We start from the raw sequence: 23,754 nt of genomic DNA on the forward strand, positions 1-23,754 counted from the left end.
TTGGGATTCGCGGGAAGGCGATGAGTTTCCGACGGAAAGGAGTTCGGCGATGGAGGCTCCCCAGTACGTCGCGGCGCGTGTGCAGCGCGCGCTCGCCGAGGACGAGAGGACCACGGAACTCGGCATCCGGGTGGACATTCGAGGTGATCGGCTCTACCTGCGAGGTCAGGTCGTCGGCTCCGAGCGGCGCGAGCTGATCGCGGAGGTGGCGGGTGAGGCGGCTCCCGAGCTGGAGGTCCACAACGAGATCGACGTCGTGGACGTACGGGAGCCGATGGGGGAGGAGAGGCTGTGACAGACGTGCGGATCGCGGCGGTCGGGGACGTACACCTGGACGAGAGCCGTAGGGGAAGCTACCGCGAGCGGCTTCACGACATCGGGGAGAAGGCCGACGTCCTGCTGCTCGCCGGGGACCTGACCCGGCACGGCACCATGGACGAGGCGCGGGTGGTGGCGGACGAGTTCCGCGACCTGCCGATCCCGGTGGTGGCGGTGCTCGGCAACCACGACCACCACTCCGACCAGCCCGCCGAGATCGCAGCCCTGCTGCGCGACACCGGGATCGAGGTGCTGCACGACGACGCGACGGTGCTCGACATCGACGGCGTGCGGCTCGGCGTGGTCGGCGGCAAGGGCTTCGGCGGGGGGTACGCGGGCAAGTGCGCCAGCGACTTCGGCGAGCCGGAGATCAAGGCGTTCGTCGGGCACACCAAGCGGATCGCCGACCGCTGGCGGGTCGCGCTGAAGGAGCTGCAGGCCGACCGCACGGTCGTGCTGTCCCACTACTCGCCGGTCAAGGACACCCTCGCCGGGGAGCCGCTGGAGATCTATCCGTTCCTCGGCAGCTACCTGCTGGCCGAGGCGGTCGACGCCGAGGGCGCCGACCTGATCATCCACGGTCACGCCCACTCGGGTACCGAGAAGGGCGTGACACCGGGAGGCATCAGGGTGCGCAATGTGGCGCTGCCGGTGCTGGGCCGGGCGTACGGCGTGTATCTCCTCTGACGGGGGCCTCGCGTTCGGGTGCCGAATGACGCGAATACCCGCTGATGTCTCGGCGGGTATCTCGGATTTTCCGGTCCGGGAAGAAGCGGGCCTGTCCCGGTCCGGGAAGAGGTGGACATATCCCGGTCCAGGAAGAGGCGGGCCGGTATCCCGGACAGCCGGAGAAGACCGGTATTCCAGACAACCGGCGACGATCGGTATCCCGGACAACCGGGCAAGAAGAAGCGGGCCGGGGTATACCCGGCCCGCGAGGCTTCTTATGGGAGTTCGGGGCGCTTACATTCTTGCGAAGTGTTCTCGCGGGTGTGAAACCCGCTTGGAGAAAATGGTGCCGGCCTCAGGGCCGCACCGGACGGCGTACGGACATCGGACCGTACGGGATCGGCGTGCGGGTCGGGTGGCCCGCACCTGGGCGGTGTGCGAGCCGCCGGCTCGCACCGATCTGTGCTGTCGCGAGCGCGAGGCTCGCGTCACACATTGAAGATGCTCACACCCCCGGGGCCGACGAGGAAGCCGAGGACGATCAGGACGATCCCCCAGAGCAGGTCGCGACGGGCCAGGATGACGTAGATCCCGGAGATGACGAGGACGACTGCGATGATCCAAAGCAAAGTAGCCATAACCGGCCTCTGCCCTCACAATTCACTGCTTAACATCTTCCTCATCCTTGGTTCTGTACAGATCAACCAGCGGCTGGACGAACCACAGCCAGGCGCTCAGCAGCGCCACGACCCCGGCGAACAACGCCGCGGGCCAGGCGTTGAGCACCGTCTCGGCGACCAGTGCGACCGTGCTCGTCATCGCGACCGCGAGTCCGGCGGCCCCCGCGATGCCAAGGGTGTTGGCGCGGTGCAGCATCTTCTCCTTCAGGCTGCTCCTGAACAGGAGGCGGTGCTGGGCGGCCGGGGTGATGAAGCAGACGGACGCGACGCCCGCGCTCAACAGGGCGATGAAGAACAGTATGTGCCCCAGGTCGTCCAATTTTTCGAAGCCCGCCGCGAATGGCAGGCTGAAGAGAAAGGCGAAAAGCACCTGCACGCCGGTGACGGCGACGCGCAGGCCCTGTAACAACTCGCCGAGTTCGCGGTCGACCCGCTCCTTGTGTGTCTCTCCGGGCGCTGATTGTTCTTTTTGCGAGGGTTCGGGGTGAATCATGCGCATCGTTTACCCAAGGAAAGGTTTGGCATGCCTACCTGGGGGGTTACGGGGTACGCGTGGGTTATGGGAAGCCACAGTCACGAGGTCACCGACGCGATCCTGGAAACGCTGAAGCGGGCGAGCAGCGGTTTGAAGGACGCGGACGTCAGGTTCGCGCTCGCCGGAGGTTGCGCGGCCTACGCCCGCGGAGCCGCCCCCTCGCTCCATGACGTCGATTTCGTCCTTCCCCAGGAGGACGTGCCGCTCGCGCTCGAGGCGCTGGGCAAGCTGGGATTCGAGACCTCCAGGCAGCCGCCGGAGGACTGGCTGGTCAAGGCCTTCGACGAGGGCAGGCTGGTGGATCTGATCTTCTCGATCTGCGACCACCCGGTCACGCCCGAGTTGCTGAAGCGCGCGGAGCCGATGAAGGCCTCGGCGGTGATCCTGCCCGTCCTGGAGGCCACCGACCTGGTCATCTCGTGGCTGCTGCCGCTTTCTGAGCACAGTTGTGACTACGGCTCGCTGCTGCCGCAGGTGCGTGCCCTGCGCGAGCAGGTCGACTGGAACCGCGTCGCCGCCGTCGTGCGGGACTCCCCCTACGCCTCCACCTTTCTCACCCTCCTTCAGCGCCTCGATGTCATTCCCGGTCCCGTCGACTCCTCGGGCGACCCGACCTGGCCCTGAGACGGCCTCACCTGCGACCCGCACCCGTGCCCGAGACGACCTGGCCTTCCAAGACGTGGCCGTTCTCAGGACGACATGAAGAGGGGGCCCACCATCTGGTGGGCCCCCTCTTCATGTCGTCTCGCCCGGTGTCCCGGGATCGGAGGACGCTCAGACGGTGCCGGGTCCGCCGAAGGGGAAGCGGCCGTAGTACTCGCCGACCCGGTCGCGGTACGCGGACTCCTTGAAGTTCGCCTCGTCGAACTCCGGGGCGTCCTTGATCTCCTGCTTGGTGCGCGCGACGTAGACCTTCTTCTCCTGCGGGTCGATCTGCGTCACCGTGCTCGCGGGCAGGAGGACCTTCTTGCCGAAGATCCAGGGGCCCGTGTCGACGACGAGGTAGCTCTCGCCGACCTCGTAGGTCGCCTCGTCGACGGAGCCGATCTTCCCGTCGGTGGCTTCGACGTGGTATCCGGCGACGTCGAGCGTCTTGTCCTGGGTGTGCACGTCGGCTCGATAGTTCCAGATCTCAGGCTGCATGACTGAATGTCTCCCTTGATGTGATACCTCGGGCTCCGGGTCCCCTACCCGGCAGAGAAGCCCTAAACGGCATTTGCCCAAGTCAGCCGGTACGGAACACTGTTCGCTCCGCCCTGTTTCCGCCCTCGGCACCAGGTCGTCGCGGGATTTCGCCCCGCCCGGCTCGGGGTGAAGTTTTCCGGTCGGCGCCCCCGATGGGCATATGTCAGCTCATCTCCAGACCTCCGGATGGGCATATATCCGATCATGTACGGACCACGGCGCCGGGTCCGGTAGGCTTGTCAACGTCAAGCGCCGCTAGCTCAGTTGGTTAGAGCAGCTGACTCTTAATCAGCGGGTCCGGGGTTCGAGTCCCTGGCGGCGCACCCAGGGAAACCCCAGCTCGCACGCCGAGCTGGGGTTTCCTGGTTTTCGAGAGGCCGGGACCGCCCAAGCGCCGGCGTCGAGCCGTGGTCGGCCGGTTCGCGGTAGGACCTTACCGATGGCGTGCGAGACAACGGAGGACGTCAAGTGGCATACGTCATCGGCGCGAGCGGTGCCCTGTTCTTCGTGCTGGTCTTTCTGGTCGACGGACTGACCCGTCCCGGTTACTCGCCGGTACGCCACCCGGTCAGCGCCCTCGCCCTCGGCGCCCGTGGGTGGATCCAGATCTCGAACTTCGTCGTCTCCGGCGCCGCGATCACCGTCGGCGGCGTCTCGATCGCCACCGCGGGGCGGCAACCGCTGCTGGGCGGGATGTTGGCGATCTTCGGGCTGGGTCTTGTGGCATCGGGCTTCAGGATGGACCCGATGCGGGGCTATCCGCCGGGTACGCCGGAGGGGGATCCGGCGGACGTCACCGTCTCCCACAGACTGCACGACTACGCCGGAGCCGTCGTGTTCTTCTCGCTGCCCGTCACGGCGGCGGTGGCGGTGTTCGTCCTGCCGGAGGTGGCGTGGAAGGTTCTTTCCGCCGTCGCCGCGGCGGCCCTGATGGCCGCCTCCTACGCGTTCGGCAAAGCCTGGGAGCGTGACTCGCCGAGGGCCGGACTCGTCCAGCGGGCGTTCATCGTCCCGGGATGGCTCTGGGTCGCGGCGGTGTTCCTGCGCTTCGGCTCGCAGAACGCGCTCTGACACCTCGATCCGGATGCCGGGACGCCGGGTGCGCCGACGCCGGGGGTCAGGCTCGCGGGCCCACGGTCTCCCTGGTGCCGCGACGGCGCCACAGCAGTCCGGAGACGGCGCCGAAGGTGACCAGGGAGCCGGTGAGCACGAGTGCCCGTCCGTCGGGGCCGCTCTCACCGCCGCCTCCGGTCTCCGCTCCTCCGGCCGGTGTCTCGGAGATCTCGCCGTCCGTGTCCTGCGGGGTCTCGCCCGTCTCGGCGTCGTCGTCCGACGTGGTCTCGTCGGAGGGCTGCGTGGTGGTGTCCGTCGGGTCGGGGTCGGCCCCCTGGCCGCCCGCCGTGATGGTGAGGGGGTAGGTCGTGAGGGTGTCCCTGTTCTTCGGCTCGCACTCGATCGAGGTCTGGCCGGGCGCGGTCCCGAAGTTGATGGCGCCGGGCTTCACCGTCGCGGTGCCCGGACTGTTCGACGTGGTGGCGAGGGAGACCGGGGTCGTCGGCAGCAGGATGCTCTGACCCGCGCCGGTCGCGTCGAGGGTTCCCACCCCGGTGGCGGAGGTGAGCCCGGAAAGCCCGCTGATGGAGACGTACGCGTACAGCTTGGTGTCCGCGGGCAGTCCCGCGGTGGGCGCTGTCAGCGCGGTGCCGGTGTAGGTGCCGCTCCAGCCGATCGTGAACTGCCGGCCGGTGGTGGCGTCGGTCGGTATCGTCAGCTCGACGTTGATCGAGGTGGTCTGCTTCCCGGTCACGCCGCTGGTGGTGCACTCGTACTCCACCATGCCCACCGTGCTCACTGTGCCCGCCGTGCCCGCGGCGACGACCGAGCCCCGCTCCGCCGGGGGAACGGAGGCGTGCGCCGGTTGCCAGAGGAGGGTCAGGCCGCAGACCAGGGCGGCGGCTGAGAGAACCGAGCGGACGCGCACATCGCCTCCTGCGTACGACAGATAGGGCTTAAGTGAGACGGGGGGCAAAGGTGATCGGTTGCCAGCAATGCCACTAATGGCCTGATCTGGACAGCTGTAACTCCTATAGCGGACACGTCCATCCGGCAGCGGATCGACGGTGTTTCCCCGGCAAAGGTCGATGTGCTGCCATACGATGCTTCATCGTGATGAATCGGGGCGAGCTGCCACGGTGCGGCCCAGCGGAGCGAAACGGCCCCGAGCCGACCGGGCGACGCCCCGGCGCGGGAGAACGGCATCGGTTCCACGGCACCGTTCGAGAACAACGGAAAGACGGCGCTGTCGGATGAGTGATCCCGGGCTGCGGTTCTCGATCCTGGGACCGGTACGCGTCTGGCGCGACGGCGCGGAGGTGGAGATCGGTTCTCCCCAGCAGCGGCTGGTCCTCGCCGTCCTCCTCCTGGCCGAGGGCAGGGCCGTCGGCCACGACCACCTGCTCGACGCCGTCTGGGGCGAGGAGCGTCCCCGCGCCGCGATGAGCACGTTGCGCACGTACGTCTCGCGTCTGCGCTCCGCCCTCGGCGCCGAGGCGATCATCTCGATCGGCAGCGGATACGCCCTCGCGGCAGGGGCCTGCGACCTGGTCACGATGGAGAGGCTCGCCAACGAGGGGAGATACGGCGAGGCCCTGGCGCTCTGGCGAGGAGAGCCGCTCGCCGGGCTGGAGGGAGGCTACGCCGAGGGGCAGCGGGCGCGGCTCGGGGAGCGGCGGCTCGCCGTGCTGGAGCGCAGGCTCGCCCAGGAGGTCGAGGAGGGCGGGCACGCCGAGGTCGTCGCCGAGCTGACCGCGCTCTGCGGGGAACATCCGACCAGGGAGCGGTTCTGCGGGCTGCTGATGCTGGCGCTGTACCGCGCGGGAAGGCAGGCCGAGGCGATAGGCGTGTTCACCGACACCAGGAAACTGCTCGCCGAGGACCTCGGCATCGATCCCTCGCCCGAACTGGCGGAGCTCTACCAGCGGATCATCACCGCGGACCCCACCCTCGGCCAGGCGAGGACGACGGGCCAGGTCCCCAGGCAGGTGCCCCGCCAGCTCCCCGCCGACACCGCCGACTTCACCGGCAGGGAGCCCGAGATCGACGAGATGGTGGCCGCCCTGAGGTCGGGGCACATCTCGGCACTCGCGATCTCGGCCGTGTCGGGCGCCGGAGGCATGGGCAAGACCACCCTCGCCGTCCACGTGGCCCACCGGCTCGCGCCGGACTATCCCGACGGTCAGCTCTTCGTGAACCTCGGAGGCTCCGGGACACGGCCGCTCACGCCGGAGACCGTGCTCGCCCGGTTCCTGCGCTCCCTCGGGGCGGAGGTCCCGCCCGACTCCGAGGAGCCGGGCGAGCGGGCGGCCATGTACCGCTCCACCCTGGCGGACCGGCGGATACTCGTCGTGCTGGACAACGCCGCGAACGCCGCGCAGGTACGGCCGCTGCTCCCCGGCGCCGCCGGGTGCGCGGTGATGGTGACGAGCCGCGCGAAGATGATCGGGCTGTCCGGCGTACGCCAGGTCGACCTGAGCGTGATGTCCCACGACGAGGCGACGGTGCTGCTCGCCACGATCGTGGGGGAGGCGCGGGTGGCCGCCGAGCGTGAGGCCGCGGCGGACCTGATCGGGGCGTGCGGGCACCTTCCCCTCGCGATCAGGATCGTGGCCGCACGGCTCGCGGCGCGGCCCGCCTGGAGTGTGGCCAGGATGCGCGACCGGATGGCCGACGAGCGCCGGCGCCTCGCCGAACTGCGCGTGGACGACCTGGCCGTCGAGGCGACGTTCGCCCTCGGCTACGACCAGCTCGACGCCGCGCACGCGTCGGCGTTCCGGCTGCTCGCCGTCCCCGACGCGTCCGACTTCTCACTGGGCTCGGCGGCGGCCGTACTCGGTCTGGACGAGCAGGACGCGGAGGAGGTGTGCGAGGCGCTGGTGGACGTGAGCATGCTGGAGTCGCCCTCTCCCTGCCGCTATCGCTACCACGACCTTCTCAAGATCTTCGCCCGGTCACGGCCGGACGACGAGGACGTGCGGAGAGCCGCGCTGGACAGGCTGCTCGGCCACTACCTCGCGGGCATGACCGCGGCCCACCACCTCACCTATCCGGGCGCCCCGGTGTCCGACCCGGGCCGACCGGCCGGTGCGGGACCGTCCTTCGCGGACGAGGAGGCTGCGGTGACCTGGGCCGAGGACGAGGAACAGGGGGTGATCAGCTGCGTACACCAGATCGCCCGGGAGCGGGGAAGCGCCCTCTCCGACGCGATACGGCTGCTCGACATGGCGGCCGACGTACTGGAGACCGACGTGACCCCCGAGCGCTACGAGCGGGCGGCCGGAGCCCTCGTCGAGGCGGCGGCGGCCCGCGGGGAACGTCGCGCCGAGGCGCACGCCCGGTGCGTGCGCGGAGGGTTCTGGGTGAACCGGTGGCTCCTCGACGCGGCGGCCGAGGACTGCGTCGCCGCGAGGGACCTCAGCCTCGCCGAGGGCGACCGGGCACGGTACGCGGACAGCCTCAACCTGCTGGCCACGGTCCTGTCCCGTCGCGGATCGACGACCGAGGCGATCGCGCTGTACGCCGACGCGGTCGAGATCTGGCGTGGGCTCGGCGACCGAAGCGGTGAGGCGGCCGGCCTGGGCGACATGGCGCTCGCCCTCGCGTCGGTCGACAGGATCGACGAGGCGGTGGAGGTGGTGGAACTGGCCGACCGCACCGTCCGCGAGTCGGGCGGCGGGACGGATCCCGACGTCATGTACCGGTCGGCCGTCGTGCTGTGCGACGCCGGGCGTCCCGAGGAGGCGCTCCTTCGGCTCAGGAAGACGCGCAAGGCGTATCGGAGGCTCAGGCAGCGCGTCCGTGAGGGGGCGACCCTGCTGCGGATGGCCGAGACCCACCTCGCCCTGGGGCAACCGGAGCGCGCCGTCGACTGTGCCGAGGACTCGCTGGGCCTCATGGCGGAGGCGGGCGACGAATGGATCCAGGGCAAGGCGCTCGTCGCGCTCGGCGAGGCGTTCTCCCGGCTCGGCCGGCCGGGAAGGGGAGTGGCCTGCCTGACCGAGGCGCTGGAGATCTTCGTGCGGCGGGACATGCCGGAGGCCGACGAGGTACGGGCACTGCTCGACCGGGACGAGGACTCGCGATGGGACACCGAGCGAAAAGAGACCCCTCTGACCCGCTGAGCGCACACCTCCGCTCGGCCCACGTGGTGGAAACGGAGCCGTGTGCCGTTCGGCTCATGGGATGGATTCCTGGGCGGTGCGTTCGTCCGGCCCGCGCGGTGAACTCCGGTGTACCGCCGGTGCGCGCCCGGCCCGCGAGACGGGCGAGGGTCACTGTGTTCGGCCGGAAACTGTCGGTGCCCACTGGCATCATTAGGCGTGTGGAACCGCACTACTACGCACGCGTCGTCGCGGTGGCCGACATGTCGGCCACCGCGACGACGCGTGGTGTCCCCCTGAGGGGAAGTGGGCAGGACGGTGGCGGTGGTGCGGTCCGGCACGCACCGCCGACCCGGGGTGGCCCGCCACAGGAGGAGACGCTCTTTCGCTGCGACTGTGCGGGTGGGGATGTCGAGAACGCATCCGTGGCTCCGATTCTCTGTGATCAGAGAAGCGAGACGGCCGACGACTTTCGAGGAGAAGCGACCATGCAGCCCGTCAAGACGAACACCCTGAAGGTTCCCGGCGCGACCCTTCACTACGAGATCCGCGGCTCGGGGCCGACCCTGTTGCTGATCTGCGGCGGGGTTTACGACGCCGCCGGATACGCGGGTCTGGCCCAGCGGCTCGCCGACCGCTACACGGTGGTGACCTACGACCGGCGCGGCAACTCGCGCAGCCCGCTGGACGGGCCGCCCGAGTCGCAGAGCATCGAGACGCACGCCGACGACGCGCACCGCCTGCTGGTGGAGGTGGGCGTCACCGCCGACGAGCCCGCGTACGTCTTCGGCAACAGCTCCGGCGCGATCATCGGCCTGGAGCTGGCCACCCGCCACCCCGAGCAGGTGCGCACCCTCGTGTCCCACGAGCCGCCGCTGTTCGAGCTGCTGCCCGACCGCGACCGCTGGCGCGATGTCATCCGGGACGTGGAGGAGGCGTTCGCCAAGGAGGGGACCGGAGCCGCGATGCAGGCCTTCGCCACCGGGTTCGACAGGACCGGCAGGGAGCACGAGGAGGCGGCCACCCAGGGAGAGCAGGAGGAGCCCACTCCCGAGGCGGCGGAGACGATGGCGCGGATGGAGAAGAACATGGAGTTCTTCATCGGCTACGAGGTGCCGCCGTTCGTGAGATACGTCCCCGACGCCGACGCGCTGCGGGCCTCCTCGGCGCGCGTCGTGATGGTGGCGGGCGAAGCCTCGGAGGGGCAGCCACCTTACCGGGCCTCCTTCGTCGTCGCCGAGCAGATCGAGGGGACGCACGTGATGTTCCCCGGTGACCACGGGGCCTTCGGCAGCCTGCACGAGGAGTTCGCCGCCAAGCTCGACGAGGTGCTCTCGCGTCCCTGAGCGAACGCGGCCGACGGCCGTCTCCTGACGACCCGGCTCAGGAGACGGCCGTGACCGGACCGACCGCACATCGAGTGCGACGACACATGGCGGTTGTGAGTACCACTGCCTGCCGTGGGAGTGGATGCCGAGGTCTTACGAGATCTGTGTGACGGTTACGACTGGGCGTGAGAGGGTGCAGATCATGCTTACGATCGGACAGCACGCACGGTTGACCGGGATCGGATACGAGGGATGTGACCTTGAAGGGTTCATCCAACGGCTTCACCGCGAAAACGTCACCTTGCTGATCGACGTCCGGCTGAACCCGATCTCCCGGAAGCGCGGATTCAGCAAGACCGCCTTGGCCGCCGCGCTCGCCGATACGGGAGTCGCCTACGAACATATGCGAGTGCTCGGCAATCCCAAATGGAACAGGGCAGGGTTCAGCGGCAGCCCGGCCGAGCTGGGGGCGGCTCGGGGTGTTTACGTGGGACAGCTCATGGATGCCGACGCACGTGAATGCCTGGACCGGATCGCGGAAGCCGCTCGACGACAGATGGTGGCGATCATGTGTTTTGAAGCCGACGAGCATCGCTGTCATCGCGACCTCGTCCTGGAAGCCGTCCGTGAACGGTTCAGCCACGCGGTGTCGGTTTGAGCCGCTGGGGATAAGCGACTCCCAGAATTATGAAGCTCTGCGGATGGGCTTGTTGGTTACCGACGTAGAAGACGGTGTCTCGATCCGAGGCGCACATCAGATCCCAAAACTTCTCATGAATGGCCCGTTTTACCCCGATGTCGTCGCGGGCGTTCACGGTGCGTTGGAGAGCGACCAGTTCCCAGTCGTAGATCCCCTGACGGTGTGTGTTGCAGGCAGCCGAATGACAGCGGTAGCGGTACCAGGCCTTGAAGCGGGGAGCTTGAAGCGCGGTGCGGGGTACGGAGTCGAAAAGACCGAGTTGCTGAACGTACCGGTCTATCTTCTGTCGCTCCGCAGGTGTCCAACCCGGGTGGGGTTCGACATCCAGGGCAAGGATCTCCTCGGGCCGTATGGCTGCCAGCGACCGAGCCGCAGGGTGTCGACGGACAGCGGCGATGAGGTCGCACATAGATCCCTCAATGTAGTCATCGAGGTACGGCATCCGTTTTGACCAGCCATCGAGATGCTTCTCTACGACGAAGCTGTCGGACCGTGGTCGCCAACTCTCCGCCCGTGGATCGTTCGAAGTAGGTTTGGCCTCCAGAGTGACGACATCATATTTTCGGAATTGGCTATTACCATCCAGTTCGCGGAAGTTGATTGGGTAGAGCCGTACCCATCCCGGTTGGTCAAGGTCGAGCCGTAGCGCGGCCACGCACACGGTCTCCCCGTAGCTCTCTGAGGGGTTGGGGGCGGCCTTGACGGTGATCAGCACTCTCATGCGCTGGAACCGGGTTTCCGACGGCTTGATCTGAACCGTTTCGAAATCGGGACTGAACAGGGAACGCTGCTCCGCCAACAGACCCTCCGTGCTGCCCGCGATGATGATTCACCAGGCTAACCTTGCTCCTCCTCGCTGTTTCCTTACTGGAGTGAGCTGTCCACAACTGGACGGATTACCGGCTGATCGAGGGTCTCGCTCAGCGTAACCGTCGTGGAATCATCCGCTCGCTCAGTTGCTTGGCAATGCGGGTGTCCAGCCATTCGGGATCCGGTTCGGCGCGCTGAATCTCTACTGGTTCGGAGCCAGGGCGACCCTTGGGACGGGGTTCTTCGCGGGGTGGTTCTGGGGGAACGTGCGGAACGGCTCCGGTCGGACCTTTTCTGGTCTGGCCGGAGCCGTGTTTCCCTGGGGACGCTGATCAGGGGAAGGTGATCAGACGGTGGTGATCGCTGGGGACGGCGATCACCGGGGGGAGACGGGCGGGGTGGTGGTGACGGCGAGGACGATGGTCACCGTGGTGGCCCGGGTGCTGTGTCGCAAGGGGAAGGTGTCGCAGGGGGCCAGGGGGACGGCAGGTGTCGCGGAGCGGTGATCAGCCGACGTTGGCACAGATCGCGTAGACGCTGATGCCCACGTCGTTGTAGCCGATCTGGCGACCGAGCCCGATCCAGCCGTTGCCGTCGTCGGTGGGGAAGGAGCCCACCAGGATGGCCCCGTTGCCCTGCGCCTCGGCGCCGCCGCCGATGACCTTCTTCCCGCCGGGGCAGTAGACCACGCGGCGCTGGAAGTTGGGCACGTTGGCGTTCGGCAGCTTGACGATCTGGTAGCCGGTGAAGTCGGCGGCGGCGGGAGCATCGGGGACGGTGGGCACGGAGGCCGTGGCCGGAGCGGCGGCGGTCATCGTGGTCAGACCCGCGATGGCGGCGGCGCTCAGCACGGCGGTCATGAGCTTCCTGCTTCGCATGATGTCTCCTGTGGCAGAGGGTGCCTGTGTGTTCACAGAGAGTAATTCTTCATCACTCTCAGTGTCCAGCCCTGTTTTTGTCGCCGTCTCGCCAGTTGCGTCCGCCCTGGTGATCGGGCATGTGCGGGCGTGGGGGGAGGGCGTTCCGGGTGAAGGGTTCGCGCCGCCGAGGGGGTGTTCCAGGTGGGGGATTCGCGCCGTCGAAGACGTCTTCCGGGTGAGGGGTTCGCGCCGTCGAGGGGGTGGTCGACGGTGGGCGGGGAGGGGTGCCCTCGGGGGCCGGTCGGCGACGGGCGGGAGGGGGCGGGCGCCGTCAAGAGGTCGACCGGCGTTGAACGTCGACCGACTATGAGAGCGCTCTCAGATCAGGGTAGGGCCATTTCTTGATCGTCGGCCAGGCCGGCGATGTGATAGGTGGGTGGACGAAAAGATGGCGCCGCGCGGTAGAACGCCCTATTTTTCTGGGCTTACGCCCTCTCGCCTGCACCTCCGTCCTTTACTTACTCGTTACCAACGCGAAACATTGACTGACGTGACGCATCCCGTTACTTTTCGGTGAGAGAGCGCTCTCTCGTATCGGTCAGCTTCAGAGCCCGATTCCTCTCCCCGGAGGCACCCCCTATGGATCCCTCGATCCGGACCACGGGTCCGGACAGTGCGCACCCCCGCGAAGGACGACTCGCCCGGTCGGCGGCCCGCCTCAGGGCCCGCCGTCGCCGCCTCGCCGCCGGTGTGGTCGTCGCGATGGTGGCCGGGCTGCTCGGCCTCGGCGCAGCCCGCTCCGCGGAAGCCGCCACGGTCGGCGCCGGCAGCTACGCGGACACCCTCCCCGCAGGACGCTCGCTGCCGACCGGCTGCGGCTCCATCTCCACCAACCCCCGCCAGTGGGTGACGTCCAACGCCCCCGCGGGGGCCGTGCCCACCAACGACTGGTGGTCGTCGATCCTCTACAAGAAGACCGACTGTGCGTACGGTGAGCCGCTCCACGCGCACCCGATCTCGTACGACACCTTCGGCAACGGGCTCGGCTTCTCCTACAACACCACCCCCGCCATCAGCGGCACCGCGACCGGCGTCGGCGAGTACCACTACCCCTACGTCGAGAACATCCGCGTCGGCGTCGCGGGCCTGAACTCGCCGGACGTCAAGGTCGACGGCTGGAGCGACTGGACCGTCACCCCGTACTGGAGCGGCGGGGGCCGGACGATGAAGGCCACCATCGGCCACGGCCTGCCGTTCGCGTACTTCCAGATCACCGGCGGCAACGCGCAGATCACCGCCGCGGGCACCCCCACGGTGTGGTCCAACAGCGGCGCCACCATCGGCTTCACCGTCGGCGGCCGTGACTACGTCGCCTACGCGCCGACCGGAGCGACCTGGTCGGTGAGCGGCACCACGATCAGCTCCTCCCTCGCGGGCAAGGACTTCTTCTCGGTGGCGGCGCTCCCCGCGGGCGGCGACCGCGCGGCGCTGGCGAGCACCTACGGCCAGTACGCGCACGCGCACGTCACCGGCACCCGTGTCTCGTACGCCTACAACCAGTCCGCGAGCACGCTGACCACGACGTACGCCTTCACCACCACGGCGAGGCAGGGCAGCCAGACCGGCACGGTCATCGCGCTCTACCCGCACCAGTGGAACTACCTGACCGGCTCGACGCCGCTGGCGCAGACGTACGTGTCGGCGCGCGGGCAGATGAAGATCGTCACCGGTACGCAGTTCAGGACGACGATGAAGTACACCGGCGTCCTGCCCGAGGTCCCCGCGGTGGCCGACAGCTCGGGGGCGGACCTCACCACGGTCACCAACCAGCTCAACGCCGAACTCGGCAACCCGATGGACATCCGGGGCGACGACACCTACTGGACGGGCAAGGGCCTGGGCCGGGCCGCCCGCATCGCGGAGATCGCCGACCAGCTCAACCTGACGTCGGTGCGCACCGCCGCGCTGAACGCGATCCGCACCCGCCTCAACGACTGGTTCACCGCCTCACCGGGCAAGACGACCCGGGTCTTCTACTACAACCAGAACTGGGGGACCCTGCTCGGCTACCCGGCCTCCTACGGCTCCGACCTGGAGCTCAACGACCACCACTTCCACTACGGCTACTACATCGCCGCCGCCGCGACCCTCGCCAAGTTCGACCCCGACTGGGCGAAGGCTAGCCAGTACGGTGGCATGGTGGACCTGCTGATCCGCGACGCCAACAACTACGACCGGTCCGACACCCGCTTCCCGTACCTGCGCGACTTCGACATCTACGCGGGCCACGACTGGGCGTCGGGTCACGGCGCGTTCGGTTCGGGCAACAACCAGGAGTCGTCGTCGGAGGGCCAGAACTTCGCCAACGCCCTCATCCAGTGGGGACAGGCCACCGGCAACACCGCCGTCCGCGACGCGGGCATCTTCATCTACACGACCCAGGCCGCGGCGATCCAGGAGTACTGGTTCGACGTGCGCGACCAGAACTTCCCCGCCGCCTTCGGCCACAGCACGGTCGGCATGGTCTGGGGCAGCGGCGGCGCGTACGCCACCTGGTTCAGCGCCGAACCGGAGATGATCCAGGGCATCAACATGCTCCCGATCACCGGCGGGCACTTCTACCTGGGCGACAACCCCGCCTACGTGAACACCAACTACGCCGAACTGGTACGCAACAACGGCGGGCCACCCACGGTGTGGCAGGACATCATCTGGCAGTTCCAGGCGCTGGGCAACGGTGACGCGGCCCTGGCGAACCTGCGCGCCGCCGGAGGCTACACCCCGGAGGAGGGGGAGAGCAGGGCGCACACCTTCCACTGGATCCGCAACCTGGCCGCCCTCGGCACGGTGGACAACTCCGTCACCGCCAACCACCCGCTGGCGAAGGTGTTCAGCAAGAACGGGGCACGCACCTACGTCGCGTCCAACATCACCGGGAGCCCGCTCACGGTGACCTTCTCCAACGGCACCGTGCTCAACGTGCCGGCGGGCAAGACGGCCACCTCCGGCGCCTTCACCTGGAGCGGCGGCAACGCGGGGGGCGGCACCACGAACCCCGACCCGACCCCCACGCCGACCCCCACCCCGACGCCGACCCCCACCCCGACCCCGGGTGTCTTCGCCGCGACGCGCTACCTGCAGAGCGGCGGAGGGCTGACGGGCACGACCGGCACGGCGGGCAGCGTCACGCTGGCCGCCGCGAACGGCAACCACGACGGCGTCCCGACCAACGCCCAGGTCTTCACGGCGACCGGTCTCACCGCCAACCGCAACGGCGGCACCACCGCGTTCGACCTCTTCCTGGACTCGGGCACCGCGGTCGCGAACGGCACCCAGGTCAGGGTCTCCTACGACCTGACCGGCGACGGGAGCTGGGACAGGGTGGAGACCTACGCCTACTTCGCGACCGACCCGGTGACCGGCTGGGAGCACTACACGCAGGGGGGCGGCCCGCAGTCCTCCTCGGGCACGCTCGGCAACCTGTCGAACGGCCGGGTGAGGGTCGAGGTCTGGAACGCCATCGGCACCAACACCGTCAGCCTCGGTGTCGGTAACCGGTCCTTCGTACGGCTGCCGTTCGGCTGATCCCCCTCAGCCGATCCGCGAAGGGACGGCCGGGAGCGTGAGCCCCCGGCCGTCCTCGCCTTCCGCGAGTGAGCGCGGCAGGCCGATCGCGTTCGAGGGCGGAATGACGCCCGACTCCAGGACGGCCGTGGTCAGCGGGTGGAGCAGCAGGGCGAGCTCGGAGGTGCGCTCGTCTCCCAGGGCACGCCACGGGGCGGCCGCCGCCTCGTCGGTGAGCCGCTCGATCCGCCCGCGCTCCCGCGCACCCTCGGCCGTCAGCGCGCCGGAGTCGTCGACCCACCCGCGCTCGCGCAGGGCGGCGGCACCGGCCTCCCATTCCTCGTCGTCCCAGTGCCGTCCCAGGCGCAGCTGCTCCAGATCCGTCTCACCCGCCGCGACCTTGAGCAGGTGGGCCTGGACGGGGGAGACGCCGTGGGCGACGAGGGCGGCCACGTGCCCGTCGCCCCGGTGCTCGCGCAGCGTGGTCGCGGCCTGCCAGAGCAGCAGGTGCGGCTCGTCGGGCGCGGGCAGCGCCTGGTTGGCCGCGCCGAGCACCCGGCCGGCGGTGTCGGCGAGCCGTGCGGCCTCCCAGGCGAGGTCGGCCGCCGCGCGCATGTCGTCCGATCCGATCACCTTGTCGGTGAGCACGTTCCGCAGCGCCGCTCCCGCCCCGTCGAGCCTGGCGCGCAGCACGTCGCCGGGGGTGGCGAACGTCCACGCGTCGGGGAGCGCCCTGGCGACCCTCGCCGGGGGGAAACCGTGGAAGGCCGCCGTGACGACGCCGGGGCCGACCGGCCCGAGGGGCGCCGCCCTGGACGCGAAGTACCCCATCCAGAAACCGCGCATGCCGACCGCGTCGGACGCCGCCAGCGCCTCGGGGGCGAAGTAGGTGACGGCGTGCAGGGGCTCAAGTAACTGCCACATGACACGCGGAACGTTCGGTTCGAGCTCCGGCACGGTCTCACACCCCGTCTAGGGATCCTGGCGGATCGGCTGTGCGTTGTTCATACGGTACTCGCAGGAACGACCGGGTGATCTCTGGGGGAGAAGACCGCCATCTGGTCGGAACCCTGACCTGATCTGGGAAGACGAAGTCATCTCACCCGTCAGGTTGGGTCTTTTCAAGGGGGGACGGGCGGGTTATCAAGAGCTCAGGACGAACTGTGATTCCAGACATTTCCGCCCACTTCGCTGGTTCCTCGGTCGCGTCCGATCGCCCAACCCCCCAAGCCGATGGAGTACGGCATGCCGCAGTTACGAAGAGTCATGATCCAAATCCTGTGTGTCATCGCGATGCTCGCCGCGAGCGTCACCGCGGCGGCAACGGGCGCGCAGGCCGCCGTTCCCAACCGGTGGGGTTTCGCGGTGGTCGACGTGACCTCCGGCGTCCCCGACATCAACCACCAGGCGGGCAGCTGGGCGCCGGGCTTCAACGTCACGGTCACCCCCGGCGTGGTCGGGCAGACGTACGTGAGGTTCCCGCAGCTCGCGATCAACGGCGGCGTCGTCCACGTCACGGCGATCTCCCAGAACGCCTACTGGTGCCAGGTGCAGAAATGGGGCCCCTCGGGATCCGACCTGATGGTGGCGGTGCAGTGCTACCGGTACGGAGGGGCTCCGGTCTTCACCCCGTACAGCATCGTCTTCGAGCAGAGCACCGGCACCCTGCCCGCACCGCAGGCGTTCGGTTACGTGCACCACAACGGTGCCGGCATCGCCGACCAGTTCAACTCGGCCGGTGGCGTGAACACCGCCGTCCCCGGTGGGGTGGGCGTCTGGACGGTCACCCTGCCGGGCCTCGGCTCGGCGAGTGCCGCGGGAAACCTCCAGGTCACCGCGGTGAACCCCAACCAGCCCGCCCGCTGCAAGGTCGGCGCCTGGTCTCCGGGCGTGGGCGCGCAGGCGGTCCAGGTGCGCTGCCACAACGCGACGAACGTGCCGCTCAACACCGGATGGACCCTCACCTACCAGCGTGAGCGCGCCATCACCGGTGCGGCGATCCCGCCGAAGAACTTCGCCTACACCTTCGACACCAACCCGGCCAACCCCGGCCCGTACGCGCCGACGCCCGCGGGTCTGAACTACAACTCCCAGGGGGCCACGAACACGATCCAGAGCGCGGGAGTCGGTCTGCGTCTGGTCACCTTCCCGAAGGTCGGGCTCCTGCAGGACCAGGTCCAGGTCACCGCGTACGGGCCGGGCCCCGAGTTCTGCAACCTGCAGAGCCTGTGGAACACCAACGCCGGCAATGCCATCGTGCGCAACGTCGCCTGCTACGACGCGGCCACCCGTGTCGACCGGCTCTCGTTCGTCACCTACACGTCGGCCTTCTGAGGCCCGGGTGATGTCCGGGTGAGGCCGAGCGCGGTGCCGTCCGTGACCTCGGGCGGTACCGCGCTTCCCGTCCGGCCCGTCCCCCCGGACGCCTCCGGCCTGTTCATCGGTACGGCTCCGGCCCGGCCATCCGTCCGAGCCGGTCACCCGTCAGGATCCGGCCCGGCCGCTCACGTGAGAGGCTCATCCGTACGGCCAGGTCGGGGGCGTGTGCCCGAATGGACGGCCTTCTCCCGGGTAGCCGGAGGCGATGACGACTTATGGCTTCCATTCCTCACACGAGCAGATCCACCCGGCAGAGCTTCTGAAAGCCGTCACCCAGGCCGAGCAGGCGGGGTTCGGGGCGGCGATGTCGTCGGACCACTTCTCCCCGTGGAGCGAGCGACAGGGGCAGTCGGGGTTCGCCTGGTCCTGGCTGGGCGCGGCGCTCCAGGCCACGAACCTGCCGTTCGGCGTCGTGAACGCCCCCGGCCAGCGCTACCACCCCGCGATCATCGCCCAGGCGATCGGCACCCTCGGGGCGATGTTCCCCGAGCGCTTCTGGGCCGCCCTCGGCACGGGCGAGGCGAGCAACGAGCACATCACCGGTGACCGCTGGCCTCGCAAGGAGCTTCGCACGCGGCGTCTGCGGGAGTGTGTCGACGTCATCAGGGCGATGCTGGCGGGGGAGGAGGTGAGCCACGACGGCCTGGTGACCGTCGACCGCGCCCGGCTGTGGACCCGGCCCCAGGTTCCGCCGAAGCTGGTCGGCGCGGCGGTGAGCGTCGACACGGCCCGCTGGTGCGCGGAGTGGGCCGACGGCCTGATCACCGTGGGAGGACCGGTCGACCACCTGCGCGAGGTCATCGGCGCCTACCGGGACGCCGGAGGTAAGGGGAAGGTGGCGCTCCAGGTTCACCTCAGCTGGGCCGAGAGTGACGACGAGGCGATGGCCATCGCCCACCACCAGTGGCGGAGCAATGTCTTCTCCCCGCCGGTCAGCTGGGATCTCGACACCCCCGAACTCTTCGACGTGGTCTCCGCGGACGTCTCGTCCGAGCAGATCGCCGAGGTCGTCAACGTCTCGTCCGACCTGGGCTGGCACGCCGCCAGGATCAACGAGTACGCCGACCTGGGCTTCGAGGAGATCTATCTGCACCATGTGGGCCAGGAGCAGGCCCCCTTCATCGACGCGTTCGGCGCGAAGGTCCTTCCCCAGCTGCGCTGACGTGGTCGCGGCCCTTCCAGGCGCGTTGGTCCGGGAGGGCGGGAGACAAGGGCACGGACGGGTTCACGGAGGGAGGGGCGGGGCGCGGGCGGGTTCACGGACGGAGGGGAACCCGCCCAGGTGGTGTGGCGTGGTGTCCGGTAAGGGGTGGTGATGACTCCTGCTGGGGTCTGTGGCCCTATCCTCCCCAAACGTCACGAAACGCACTGACTTATCGTCACTCTTACGACATCTAATAGAAACAATTAGGAGGGAATCAATTCCCAGACGTGACCGGATGTTCTACATTTGTCATGGGAGCGCTCCCATCAGAAGGAGGCGCAGTGTCTCTCCAGCACAACTCATCCGCGGCGGCCCTCGAGGTCGCCCACGAGTACGTAGGCGAGTGCCTGCTGCCCGCCGTCCCCGCGAGCGTGCGCGACGCCCGCTCGCTGGTTCGCCGGGAGCTCTCCCTGTGGGGCGCTGACGATCTCATAGACGACTGCATGCTGATCGTGAGCGAGCTGGTCACCAACGCCGTCAGGTACGGCGGCGCCGCGTGCGCGCTGCGCATCCGAGGCGGCGAGAACCTCGTCCGCGGTGAGCTCTTCGACCCCGGGGCGGGAGTTCCCCGCATGTGTGCCCGCGACATGGACGCCACCAGCGGCCGGGGCCTCCAGATCGTCGACTCCCTCGCCGACGACTGGGGCGTCGCCCATCCCGCCACCGGAGGAAAGATCGTCTGGTTCGTGCTCGGCCTGCCCGCCTCCCCCCGCTCGCATTCCGCCGTCGCCCCGGTCCTGCAGCTCAAGTAGGCGCCACGCGCCCCGAACCGCCCGGCCGCCCGGGGAACGCGCGGCCCGGGAGCACGATCGTCCGCCGGGGGTGAGAGGCCCTCGGCCCAAGACAGCCGTCCGCCAGGTGTGAGATCCGCCGCCCAAGGTCGCGCGGCCGTCCGGCCCTCCCGATGACCTGGTGTTTTCGCGCGCCGGGGGTGGGTGTCCCGCGGTGTCGGCGCGCCCCGTAGTGTGCGGACGATCGGCCCCCCAGGACGATCGGCCCCCCAGGGAGAGAAACGCATCACCCATGACGACGTACGACCACACCCGCCGCGCCTGCTACACCGGATATGTCACCCAGGCCATCGTCAACAACCTGGCCCCCCTGCTGTTCATCGTGTTCCAGACCCGCTACCAGTTGCCGCTGGAGATGCTCGGGCGCCTGGTGCTGCTCAACTTCGCCACCCAGCTGGTCACCGACATCGTGGCCGTGAAGTTCGTGGACCGGACCGGTTACCGCGTCCTGCTGGTGCTGGCCCACGTCCTGTCGGCGCTGGGACTGATGCTGCTCGCGGTCGCCCCGGCCGTGTCGCCCTCGCCGTACCTGGGACTGTGCGTTGCGATCGTCGTCTACGCCGTCGGTGGCGGCCTGCTGGAGGTGCTCGTCAGCCCGGTGGTGGACGCGCTGCCCAGCCCGCAGGAGGGCAAGGCCGCGGCGATGAGCCTGCTGCACTCCTTCTACTGCTGGGGACAGGTCGCGGTGGTGGCGGGCAGCACGCTGCTGCTGGCCTGGATCGGCCAGGACGCCTGGCAGGTCCTGCCCGTCGCCTGGGCGCTGGTCCCGCTGGTCAACATGGTGGCGTTCCTGAGGGTGCCGCTGCCCGCGACCGTGCCCGACGAGCACCGCACCTCCCTGCGGGCGCTCTTCGGGGCTCCCGCCTTCGCCGCCGCCCTCGTGCTGATGCTCAGCGCGGGCGCGGCCGAGCTGACCATGTCGCAGTGGTCCTCCCTCTTCGCCGAGGAGGGGCTGGGAGTCTCCAAGGTGTGGGGCGACCTGGCGGGTCCGTGCCTGTTCGCGGTCCTGATGGGCATCGGCCGCATCGTCTACGGCCTGTGGGGTGAGAAGATCCCGCTGGTGCCCGCGATGGCCTCGTGCGGCGCGCTGGCGACCGTCTGCTATCTCGTCGTCTGCCTGTCCTCCAACCCGGTGGTGAGCCTCATCGGCTGCGCGGTGTGCGGCCTCGCCGTCAGCCTCCTGTGGCCGGGTACCTTCAGCCTCGCCGCGGCCCGCTTCCCCCTCGGCGGCGCGGCGATGTTCGGCGTGCTCGCCGTCTTCGGGGACGCCGGTGGCGCGGCCGGACCCTGGATCGCCGGGGCCGCCGCGGACGCCTCCGCCGTCGCGGACGGGTTTCTCGCCACCCTGTCGGCCGCGCTCCCCGACGACGGCGGCTCCGGTCTGCGCACCGGCATCCTCGTCGCCGCCGTCTTCCCGATCACCGTCGTCGCCCTCACCCTCGCGTACGCCGTCCGGGGGAGGAACGCGGGCACAGTAGCGGGCACGGCGACGGGCGAGGCGCCCGGTGAGGTGGAGCGGCCGATCGGCGGGTGAGCCGGCGGGGATATTCGGGCATGACATTTCCTTGGGAACGGCCCCGCCTCACCCATGCACCATGAGAACGGCACCACGCACAGCAGAGGGAGATCCATGATCGGCACCCACGTCCGCGCGCTCGCACAGGAGGGCGCGTGAGGGTCGGCCACGACGCCCCCCGGTCCGGGGAGGGGCGATGAACGAGGTTCGTGAGCGGCTCCGCGCCGCCCTGCACGCAGAACTGCCCGCCGCCTTCCAGCTACGGCGAGAACTGCATGCCGAGCCCTGCGTCTCGGGAAAGGAGGAGCCGACCCTCAAGCGTGTGCTGGACGCGCTGCCCGAGGGCAACGCGATGGAGCGGGTGGCCGTGACCGGCGCGCTCCTGCGGGTCGGCGGCGAAGGGCTCGCCGTCGGGGTACGCGGAGAGCTGGACGCCCTGCCGATCCCCGAGGAGACGAACGTTCCCTGGGCCTCGCGCAACGGCGCGATGCACGCCTGCGGCCACGACGTGCACCTCGCGGCCCTGGTCGCGCTGACCAGGGCGGTCGACCGGGTACGGGCGCCGGCGCCGATGGTCGCGGTGCTGCAGCCGCGTGAGGAGACCCCTCCCTCCGGTGCCAGGGACATCGTCGAGTCGGGCGCGCTGCGCAGGAACCGGGTCGGCGCGATGATCGCGGCACACGTCCAGCCGGTGCTCGGCGCGGGTGAGACGGCCTGCACCCCCGGCGCGGTCAACGCCTCCTCCGACGAGTTCGCCGTCGTCGTCCGCGGGCAGGGTGGGCACGCGGCCTACCCCCACCTGTCCAGTGATCCGGTTCTCGCGCTCGCCCAGATCATCGTGGCCGCGCAGCAGCTCGTGAGCCGCGACGCCGACCCGATGACGCCGACCGTGGTCACCTTCGGGACCGTGTCGGCGGGCAACGCCCCCAACGCGATCCCGGGACAGGCCGCGGCGCGCGGCACCCTCCGTACGATGTCGGAGCCCTGGCGCCGGCAGCTGCACCACCGCTTCCGTGAGGTGGTCGAGGGGGTCGCCCGCGTCCACGGCTGCGAGGCGGAGGTACGGATCGCGAACGGGGAGCCGGTGCTCGTCAACCACGCCCGGCTCGCCGAGGAGACCGGTCGCATCCTCGTCGAGGTGGCCCACCACATGCCCGCGACGCTGCGCTCCTGCGGCGCCGACGACTTCGCCCACTTCGCGTCGGTCGTGCCGTCGCTGATGCTGTTCGTGGGCACCGACACGACCTCGGGGCTGCACAGCCCGTACTTCCTGCCGGGAGACGAGACCGTGACGGCGGTCGCCGAGAGCCTGCTCGCCGCCTACCTCGCCGCCGCGCGGGTGATCGGCGCGGACACCTGAGCGGGCGTTCCGGGCGTGGGCTCCGAGGTCGGCGGCGGTTGACAGCAGCCACGCGGGCCTGTAGAAAACCGAATGACCATAAATCGAACAGGTTGTCGAATGGTGGACGCCGACCGGCTCGACCCACGTTCGCGGGACTCGCCGGTCTGAGGAGGCGGGCGAGGTCGCGGTGACGGGGCCGGTCGTGCCGTTGTCGCCGTGAGCCGACCGGCCCCCTCCGCGGCAGGGGCCGCCGACAGAAGGAGCGAACTCGTGAACTGGACCCTGGAAGTGGTCGTGGTCCCGGTCAGTGACATCGACCGTGCCAAGGACTTCTACGCGGAGAAGCTCGGCTTCACGGTGGACCACGACACCCGGATCGACGGCGGCCCCCAGTTCGTCCAGCTCACCCCTCCGGGATCCGGTTGCTCGATCGTCCTGGGGAAGGGGTTCGTCGCCATGGAGCCGGGCTCGCTCCAGGGGCCGCAACTGGTGGTCTCCGACGTCCACGCGGCCCGCGCGCACCTCGTCGAGCGAGGTGTGGAGGTGAGCGAGGTGCAGGTGCTGGGCCCGTCGGGCGCCCGCCCGAGCCGTGAGGGCGACGACCTGAACAACGTGGGATTCGTCTTCTTCAAGGACCCGGACGGCAACGGCTGGGCCGTGCAGCAGATAACCTCCCGCGGCTGATCGGTTCCACGGCCGCGGGAGCGCTCGTCCGGG

22 protein-coding genes and 1 tRNA gene are annotated in these 23,754 nt (G+C 69.4%); 16 read left to right on the forward strand and 7 right to left on the reverse strand.

Features of this window, described 5'->3' with window-relative positions:
• The first annotated feature begins 49 nt into the window (after positions 1-49).
• Together AB0B90_RS06790 and AB0B90_RS06795 are read left to right on the forward strand one after the other, a co-directional pair.
• A complete protein-coding gene (locus tag AB0B90_RS06790) occupies positions 50-295 on the forward strand; it encodes a BON domain-containing protein (RefSeq protein WP_350944922.1) in 246 nt (81 codons plus the stop codon).
• The gene (locus tag AB0B90_RS06795) at positions 292-1,005 is read left to right on the forward strand and encodes a metallophosphoesterase (RefSeq protein ID WP_362921225.1); all 714 of its coding nucleotides are present in this window, start codon (positions 292-294) and stop codon (positions 1,003-1,005) included. Before AB0B90_RS06790 ends, AB0B90_RS06795 begins: the two co-directional genes overlap by 4 nt.
• Positions 1,006-1,475: 470 nt before the next feature.
• On the opposite strand, the gene AB0B90_RS06800 is transcribed toward AB0B90_RS06795, so the two are convergent.
• Positions 1,476-1,625, reverse strand: a complete 150-nt coding sequence (locus AB0B90_RS06800; protein WP_184719841.1) for a GPGG-motif small membrane protein — start codon at positions 1,623-1,625, stop codon at positions 1,476-1,478.
• A gap of 22 nt (positions 1,626-1,647) precedes the next feature.
• Complete coding sequence (locus AB0B90_RS06805) at positions 1,648-2,160, reverse strand: DUF6328 family protein (RefSeq protein ID WP_350944926.1); 513 nt, start codon at positions 2,158-2,160, stop codon at positions 1,648-1,650.
• A 66-nt stretch (positions 2,161-2,226) separates the two neighbouring features.
• Between AB0B90_RS06805 and AB0B90_RS06810 the strand changes: the two genes are divergently transcribed.
• Entirely contained in the window at positions 2,227-2,826 is a 600-nt protein-coding gene (locus AB0B90_RS06810) for a hypothetical protein (protein ID WP_350944928.1), read from the forward strand.
• 150 nt (positions 2,827-2,976) lie between these two features.
• On the opposite strand, the gene AB0B90_RS06815 is transcribed toward AB0B90_RS06810, so the two are convergent.
• Complete coding sequence (locus tag AB0B90_RS06815) at positions 2,977-3,345, reverse strand: PRC-barrel domain containing protein (RefSeq protein ID WP_350944930.1); 369 nt, start codon at positions 3,343-3,345, stop codon at positions 2,977-2,979.
• Positions 3,346-3,636: 291 nt separating this feature from the next.
• Here AB0B90_RS06815 and AB0B90_RS06820 point away from each other — a divergent pair.
• Positions 3,637-3,710 (forward strand) — tRNA-Lys (locus tag AB0B90_RS06820).
• A 145-nt stretch (positions 3,711-3,855) separates the two neighbouring features.
• Positions 3,856-4,458: a DUF998 domain-containing protein gene (locus AB0B90_RS06825; RefSeq protein WP_350944931.1), complete on the forward strand. Its 603-nt coding sequence runs from the start codon at positions 3,856-3,858 to the stop codon at positions 4,456-4,458.
• A 46-nt stretch (positions 4,459-4,504) separates the two neighbouring features.
• Here the strand turns inward: AB0B90_RS06825 and AB0B90_RS06830 are convergent, their stop codons facing one another.
• A complete protein-coding gene (locus tag AB0B90_RS06830; RefSeq protein ID WP_362921229.1) occupies positions 4,505-5,368 on the reverse strand; it encodes a hypothetical protein in 864 nt (287 codons plus the stop codon).
• A 325-nt stretch (positions 5,369-5,693) separates the two neighbouring features.
• Between AB0B90_RS06830 and AB0B90_RS06835 the strand changes: the two genes are divergently transcribed.
• The 3 genes from AB0B90_RS06835 (at position 5,694) to AB0B90_RS06845 (ending at position 10,529) form a co-directional block, all read left to right on the forward strand.
• Positions 5,694-8,564: a BTAD domain-containing putative transcriptional regulator gene (locus AB0B90_RS06835; RefSeq protein WP_362921231.1), complete on the forward strand. Its 2,871-nt coding sequence runs from the start codon at positions 5,694-5,696 to the stop codon at positions 8,562-8,564.
• Between the two features lie 467 nt (positions 8,565-9,031).
• The gene (locus AB0B90_RS06840) at positions 9,032-9,889 is read left to right on the forward strand and encodes an alpha/beta hydrolase (RefSeq protein ID WP_350944937.1); all 858 of its coding nucleotides are present in this window, start codon (positions 9,032-9,034) and stop codon (positions 9,887-9,889) included.
• A gap of 184 nt (positions 9,890-10,073) precedes the next feature.
• On the forward strand, positions 10,074-10,529 hold the full coding sequence (locus tag AB0B90_RS06845; RefSeq protein ID WP_362921234.1) for a DUF488 domain-containing protein: 456 nt from the start codon (positions 10,074-10,076) through the stop codon (positions 10,527-10,529).
• On the opposite strand, the gene AB0B90_RS06850 is transcribed toward AB0B90_RS06845, so the two are convergent.
• Positions 10,507-11,370 carry a hypothetical protein gene (locus AB0B90_RS06850; RefSeq protein ID WP_362921236.1) on the reverse strand — a complete coding sequence of 288 codons (864 nt, stop codon included), beginning with the start codon at positions 11,368-11,370 and terminating at the stop codon, positions 10,507-10,509. The two genes, AB0B90_RS06845 and AB0B90_RS06850, sit on opposite strands and share 23 nt — an antisense overlap.
• Before the next feature lie 364 nt (positions 11,371-11,734).
• On the opposite strand from AB0B90_RS06850, the gene AB0B90_RS06855 reads away from it, so the two are divergent.
• Positions 11,735-11,887: a hypothetical protein gene (locus tag AB0B90_RS06855; protein WP_350944939.1), complete on the forward strand. Its 153-nt coding sequence runs from the start codon at positions 11,735-11,737 to the stop codon at positions 11,885-11,887.
• On the opposite strand, the gene AB0B90_RS06860 is transcribed toward AB0B90_RS06855, so the two are convergent.
• Entirely contained in the window at positions 11,888-12,259 is a 372-nt protein-coding gene (locus AB0B90_RS06860; RefSeq protein WP_350944940.1) for a hypothetical protein, read from the reverse strand.
• A 621-nt stretch (positions 12,260-12,880) separates the two neighbouring features.
• Between AB0B90_RS06860 and AB0B90_RS06865 the strand changes: the two genes are divergently transcribed.
• Positions 12,881-15,826: a glycosyl hydrolase gene (locus tag AB0B90_RS06865; RefSeq protein ID WP_350944942.1), complete on the forward strand. Its 2,946-nt coding sequence runs from the start codon at positions 12,881-12,883 to the stop codon at positions 15,824-15,826.
• 6 nt (positions 15,827-15,832) lie between these two features.
• Here the strand turns inward: AB0B90_RS06865 and AB0B90_RS06870 are convergent, their stop codons facing one another.
• On the reverse strand, positions 15,833-16,729 hold the full coding sequence (locus tag AB0B90_RS06870) for a hypothetical protein (protein WP_362921239.1): 897 nt from the start codon (positions 16,727-16,729) through the stop codon (positions 15,833-15,835).
• Between the two features lie 342 nt (positions 16,730-17,071).
• Between AB0B90_RS06870 and AB0B90_RS06875 the strand changes: the two genes are divergently transcribed.
• The 6 genes from AB0B90_RS06875 to AB0B90_RS06900 all read left to right on the forward strand — a co-directional run bounded on the left by AB0B90_RS06875 (position 17,072) and on the right by AB0B90_RS06900 (position 23,721).
• Positions 17,072-18,139: a hypothetical protein gene (locus AB0B90_RS06875; protein WP_350944946.1), complete on the forward strand. Its 1,068-nt coding sequence runs from the start codon at positions 17,072-17,074 to the stop codon at positions 18,137-18,139.
• 250 nt (positions 18,140-18,389) lie between these two features.
• Entirely contained in the window at positions 18,390-19,346 is a 957-nt protein-coding gene (locus AB0B90_RS06880) for a TIGR03885 family FMN-dependent LLM class oxidoreductase (protein ID WP_350944948.1), read from the forward strand.
• Between the two features lie 323 nt (positions 19,347-19,669).
• Complete coding sequence (locus AB0B90_RS06885; RefSeq protein WP_350944949.1) at positions 19,670-20,140, forward strand: ATP-binding protein; 471 nt, start codon at positions 19,670-19,672, stop codon at positions 20,138-20,140.
• A 271-nt stretch (positions 20,141-20,411) separates the two neighbouring features.
• Positions 20,412-21,713 carry an MFS transporter gene (locus tag AB0B90_RS06890; RefSeq protein WP_362921242.1) on the forward strand — a complete coding sequence of 434 codons (1,302 nt, stop codon included), beginning with the start codon at positions 20,412-20,414 and terminating at the stop codon, positions 21,711-21,713.
• A gap of 178 nt (positions 21,714-21,891) precedes the next feature.
• The gene (locus AB0B90_RS06895; protein WP_362921244.1) at positions 21,892-23,055 is read left to right on the forward strand and encodes a M20 family metallopeptidase; all 1,164 of its coding nucleotides are present in this window, start codon (positions 21,892-21,894) and stop codon (positions 23,053-23,055) included.
• 252 nt (positions 23,056-23,307) lie between these two features.
• Positions 23,308-23,721, forward strand: a complete 414-nt coding sequence (locus tag AB0B90_RS06900) for a VOC family protein (RefSeq protein ID WP_350944954.1) — start codon at positions 23,308-23,310, stop codon at positions 23,719-23,721.
• Positions 23,722-23,754 lie beyond the last annotated feature (33 nt).

The organism is Streptosporangium sp. NPDC049078 (assembly GCF_040648855.1).
In the GTDB taxonomy this organism is placed as follows: Bacteria; Actinomycetota; Actinomycetes; order Streptosporangiales; family Streptosporangiaceae; genus Streptosporangium.

Bases quoted from the DNA above. Each gene is read 5' to 3' on its own strand.
- AB0B90_RS06790 (WP_350944922.1), top strand. From the start codon at position 50: ATGGAGGCTCCCCAGTACGTCGCGGCGCGTGTGCAGCGCGCGCTCGCC.
- AB0B90_RS06800 (WP_184719841.1), bottom strand. From the start codon at position 1,625: ATGGCTACTTTGCTTTGGATCATCGCAGTCGTCCTCGTCATCTCCGGG.
- AB0B90_RS06805 (WP_350944926.1), bottom strand. From the start codon at position 2,160: ATGATTCACCCCGAACCCTCGCAAAAAGAACAATCAGCGCCCGGAGAG.
- AB0B90_RS06810 (WP_350944928.1), top strand. From the start codon at position 2,227: ATGGGAAGCCACAGTCACGAGGTCACCGACGCGATCCTGGAAACGCTG.
- AB0B90_RS06815 (WP_350944930.1), bottom strand. From the start codon at position 3,345: ATGCAGCCTGAGATCTGGAACTATCGAGCCGACGTGCACACCCAGGAC.
- AB0B90_RS06835 (WP_362921231.1), top strand. From the start codon at position 5,694: ATGAGTGATCCCGGGCTGCGGTTCTCGATCCTGGGACCGGTACGCGTC.
- AB0B90_RS06840 (WP_350944937.1), top strand. From the start codon at position 9,032: ATGCAGCCCGTCAAGACGAACACCCTGAAGGTTCCCGGCGCGACCCTT.
- AB0B90_RS06845 (WP_362921234.1), top strand. From the start codon at position 10,074: ATGCTTACGATCGGACAGCACGCACGGTTGACCGGGATCGGATACGAG.
- AB0B90_RS06860 (WP_350944940.1), bottom strand. From the start codon at position 12,259: ATGCGAAGCAGGAAGCTCATGACCGCCGTGCTGAGCGCCGCCGCCATC.
- AB0B90_RS06865 (WP_350944942.1), top strand. From the start codon at position 12,881: ATGGATCCCTCGATCCGGACCACGGGTCCGGACAGTGCGCACCCCCGC.
- AB0B90_RS06870 (WP_362921239.1), bottom strand. From the start codon at position 16,729: ATGTGGCAGTTACTTGAGCCCCTGCACGCCGTCACCTACTTCGCCCCC.
- AB0B90_RS06875 (WP_350944946.1), top strand. From the start codon at position 17,072: ATGATCCAAATCCTGTGTGTCATCGCGATGCTCGCCGCGAGCGTCACC.
- AB0B90_RS06880 (WP_350944948.1), top strand. From the start codon at position 18,390: ATGACGACTTATGGCTTCCATTCCTCACACGAGCAGATCCACCCGGCA.
- AB0B90_RS06890 (WP_362921242.1), top strand. From the start codon at position 20,412: ATGACGACGTACGACCACACCCGCCGCGCCTGCTACACCGGATATGTC.
- AB0B90_RS06895 (WP_362921244.1), top strand. From the start codon at position 21,892: ATGAACGAGGTTCGTGAGCGGCTCCGCGCCGCCCTGCACGCAGAACTG.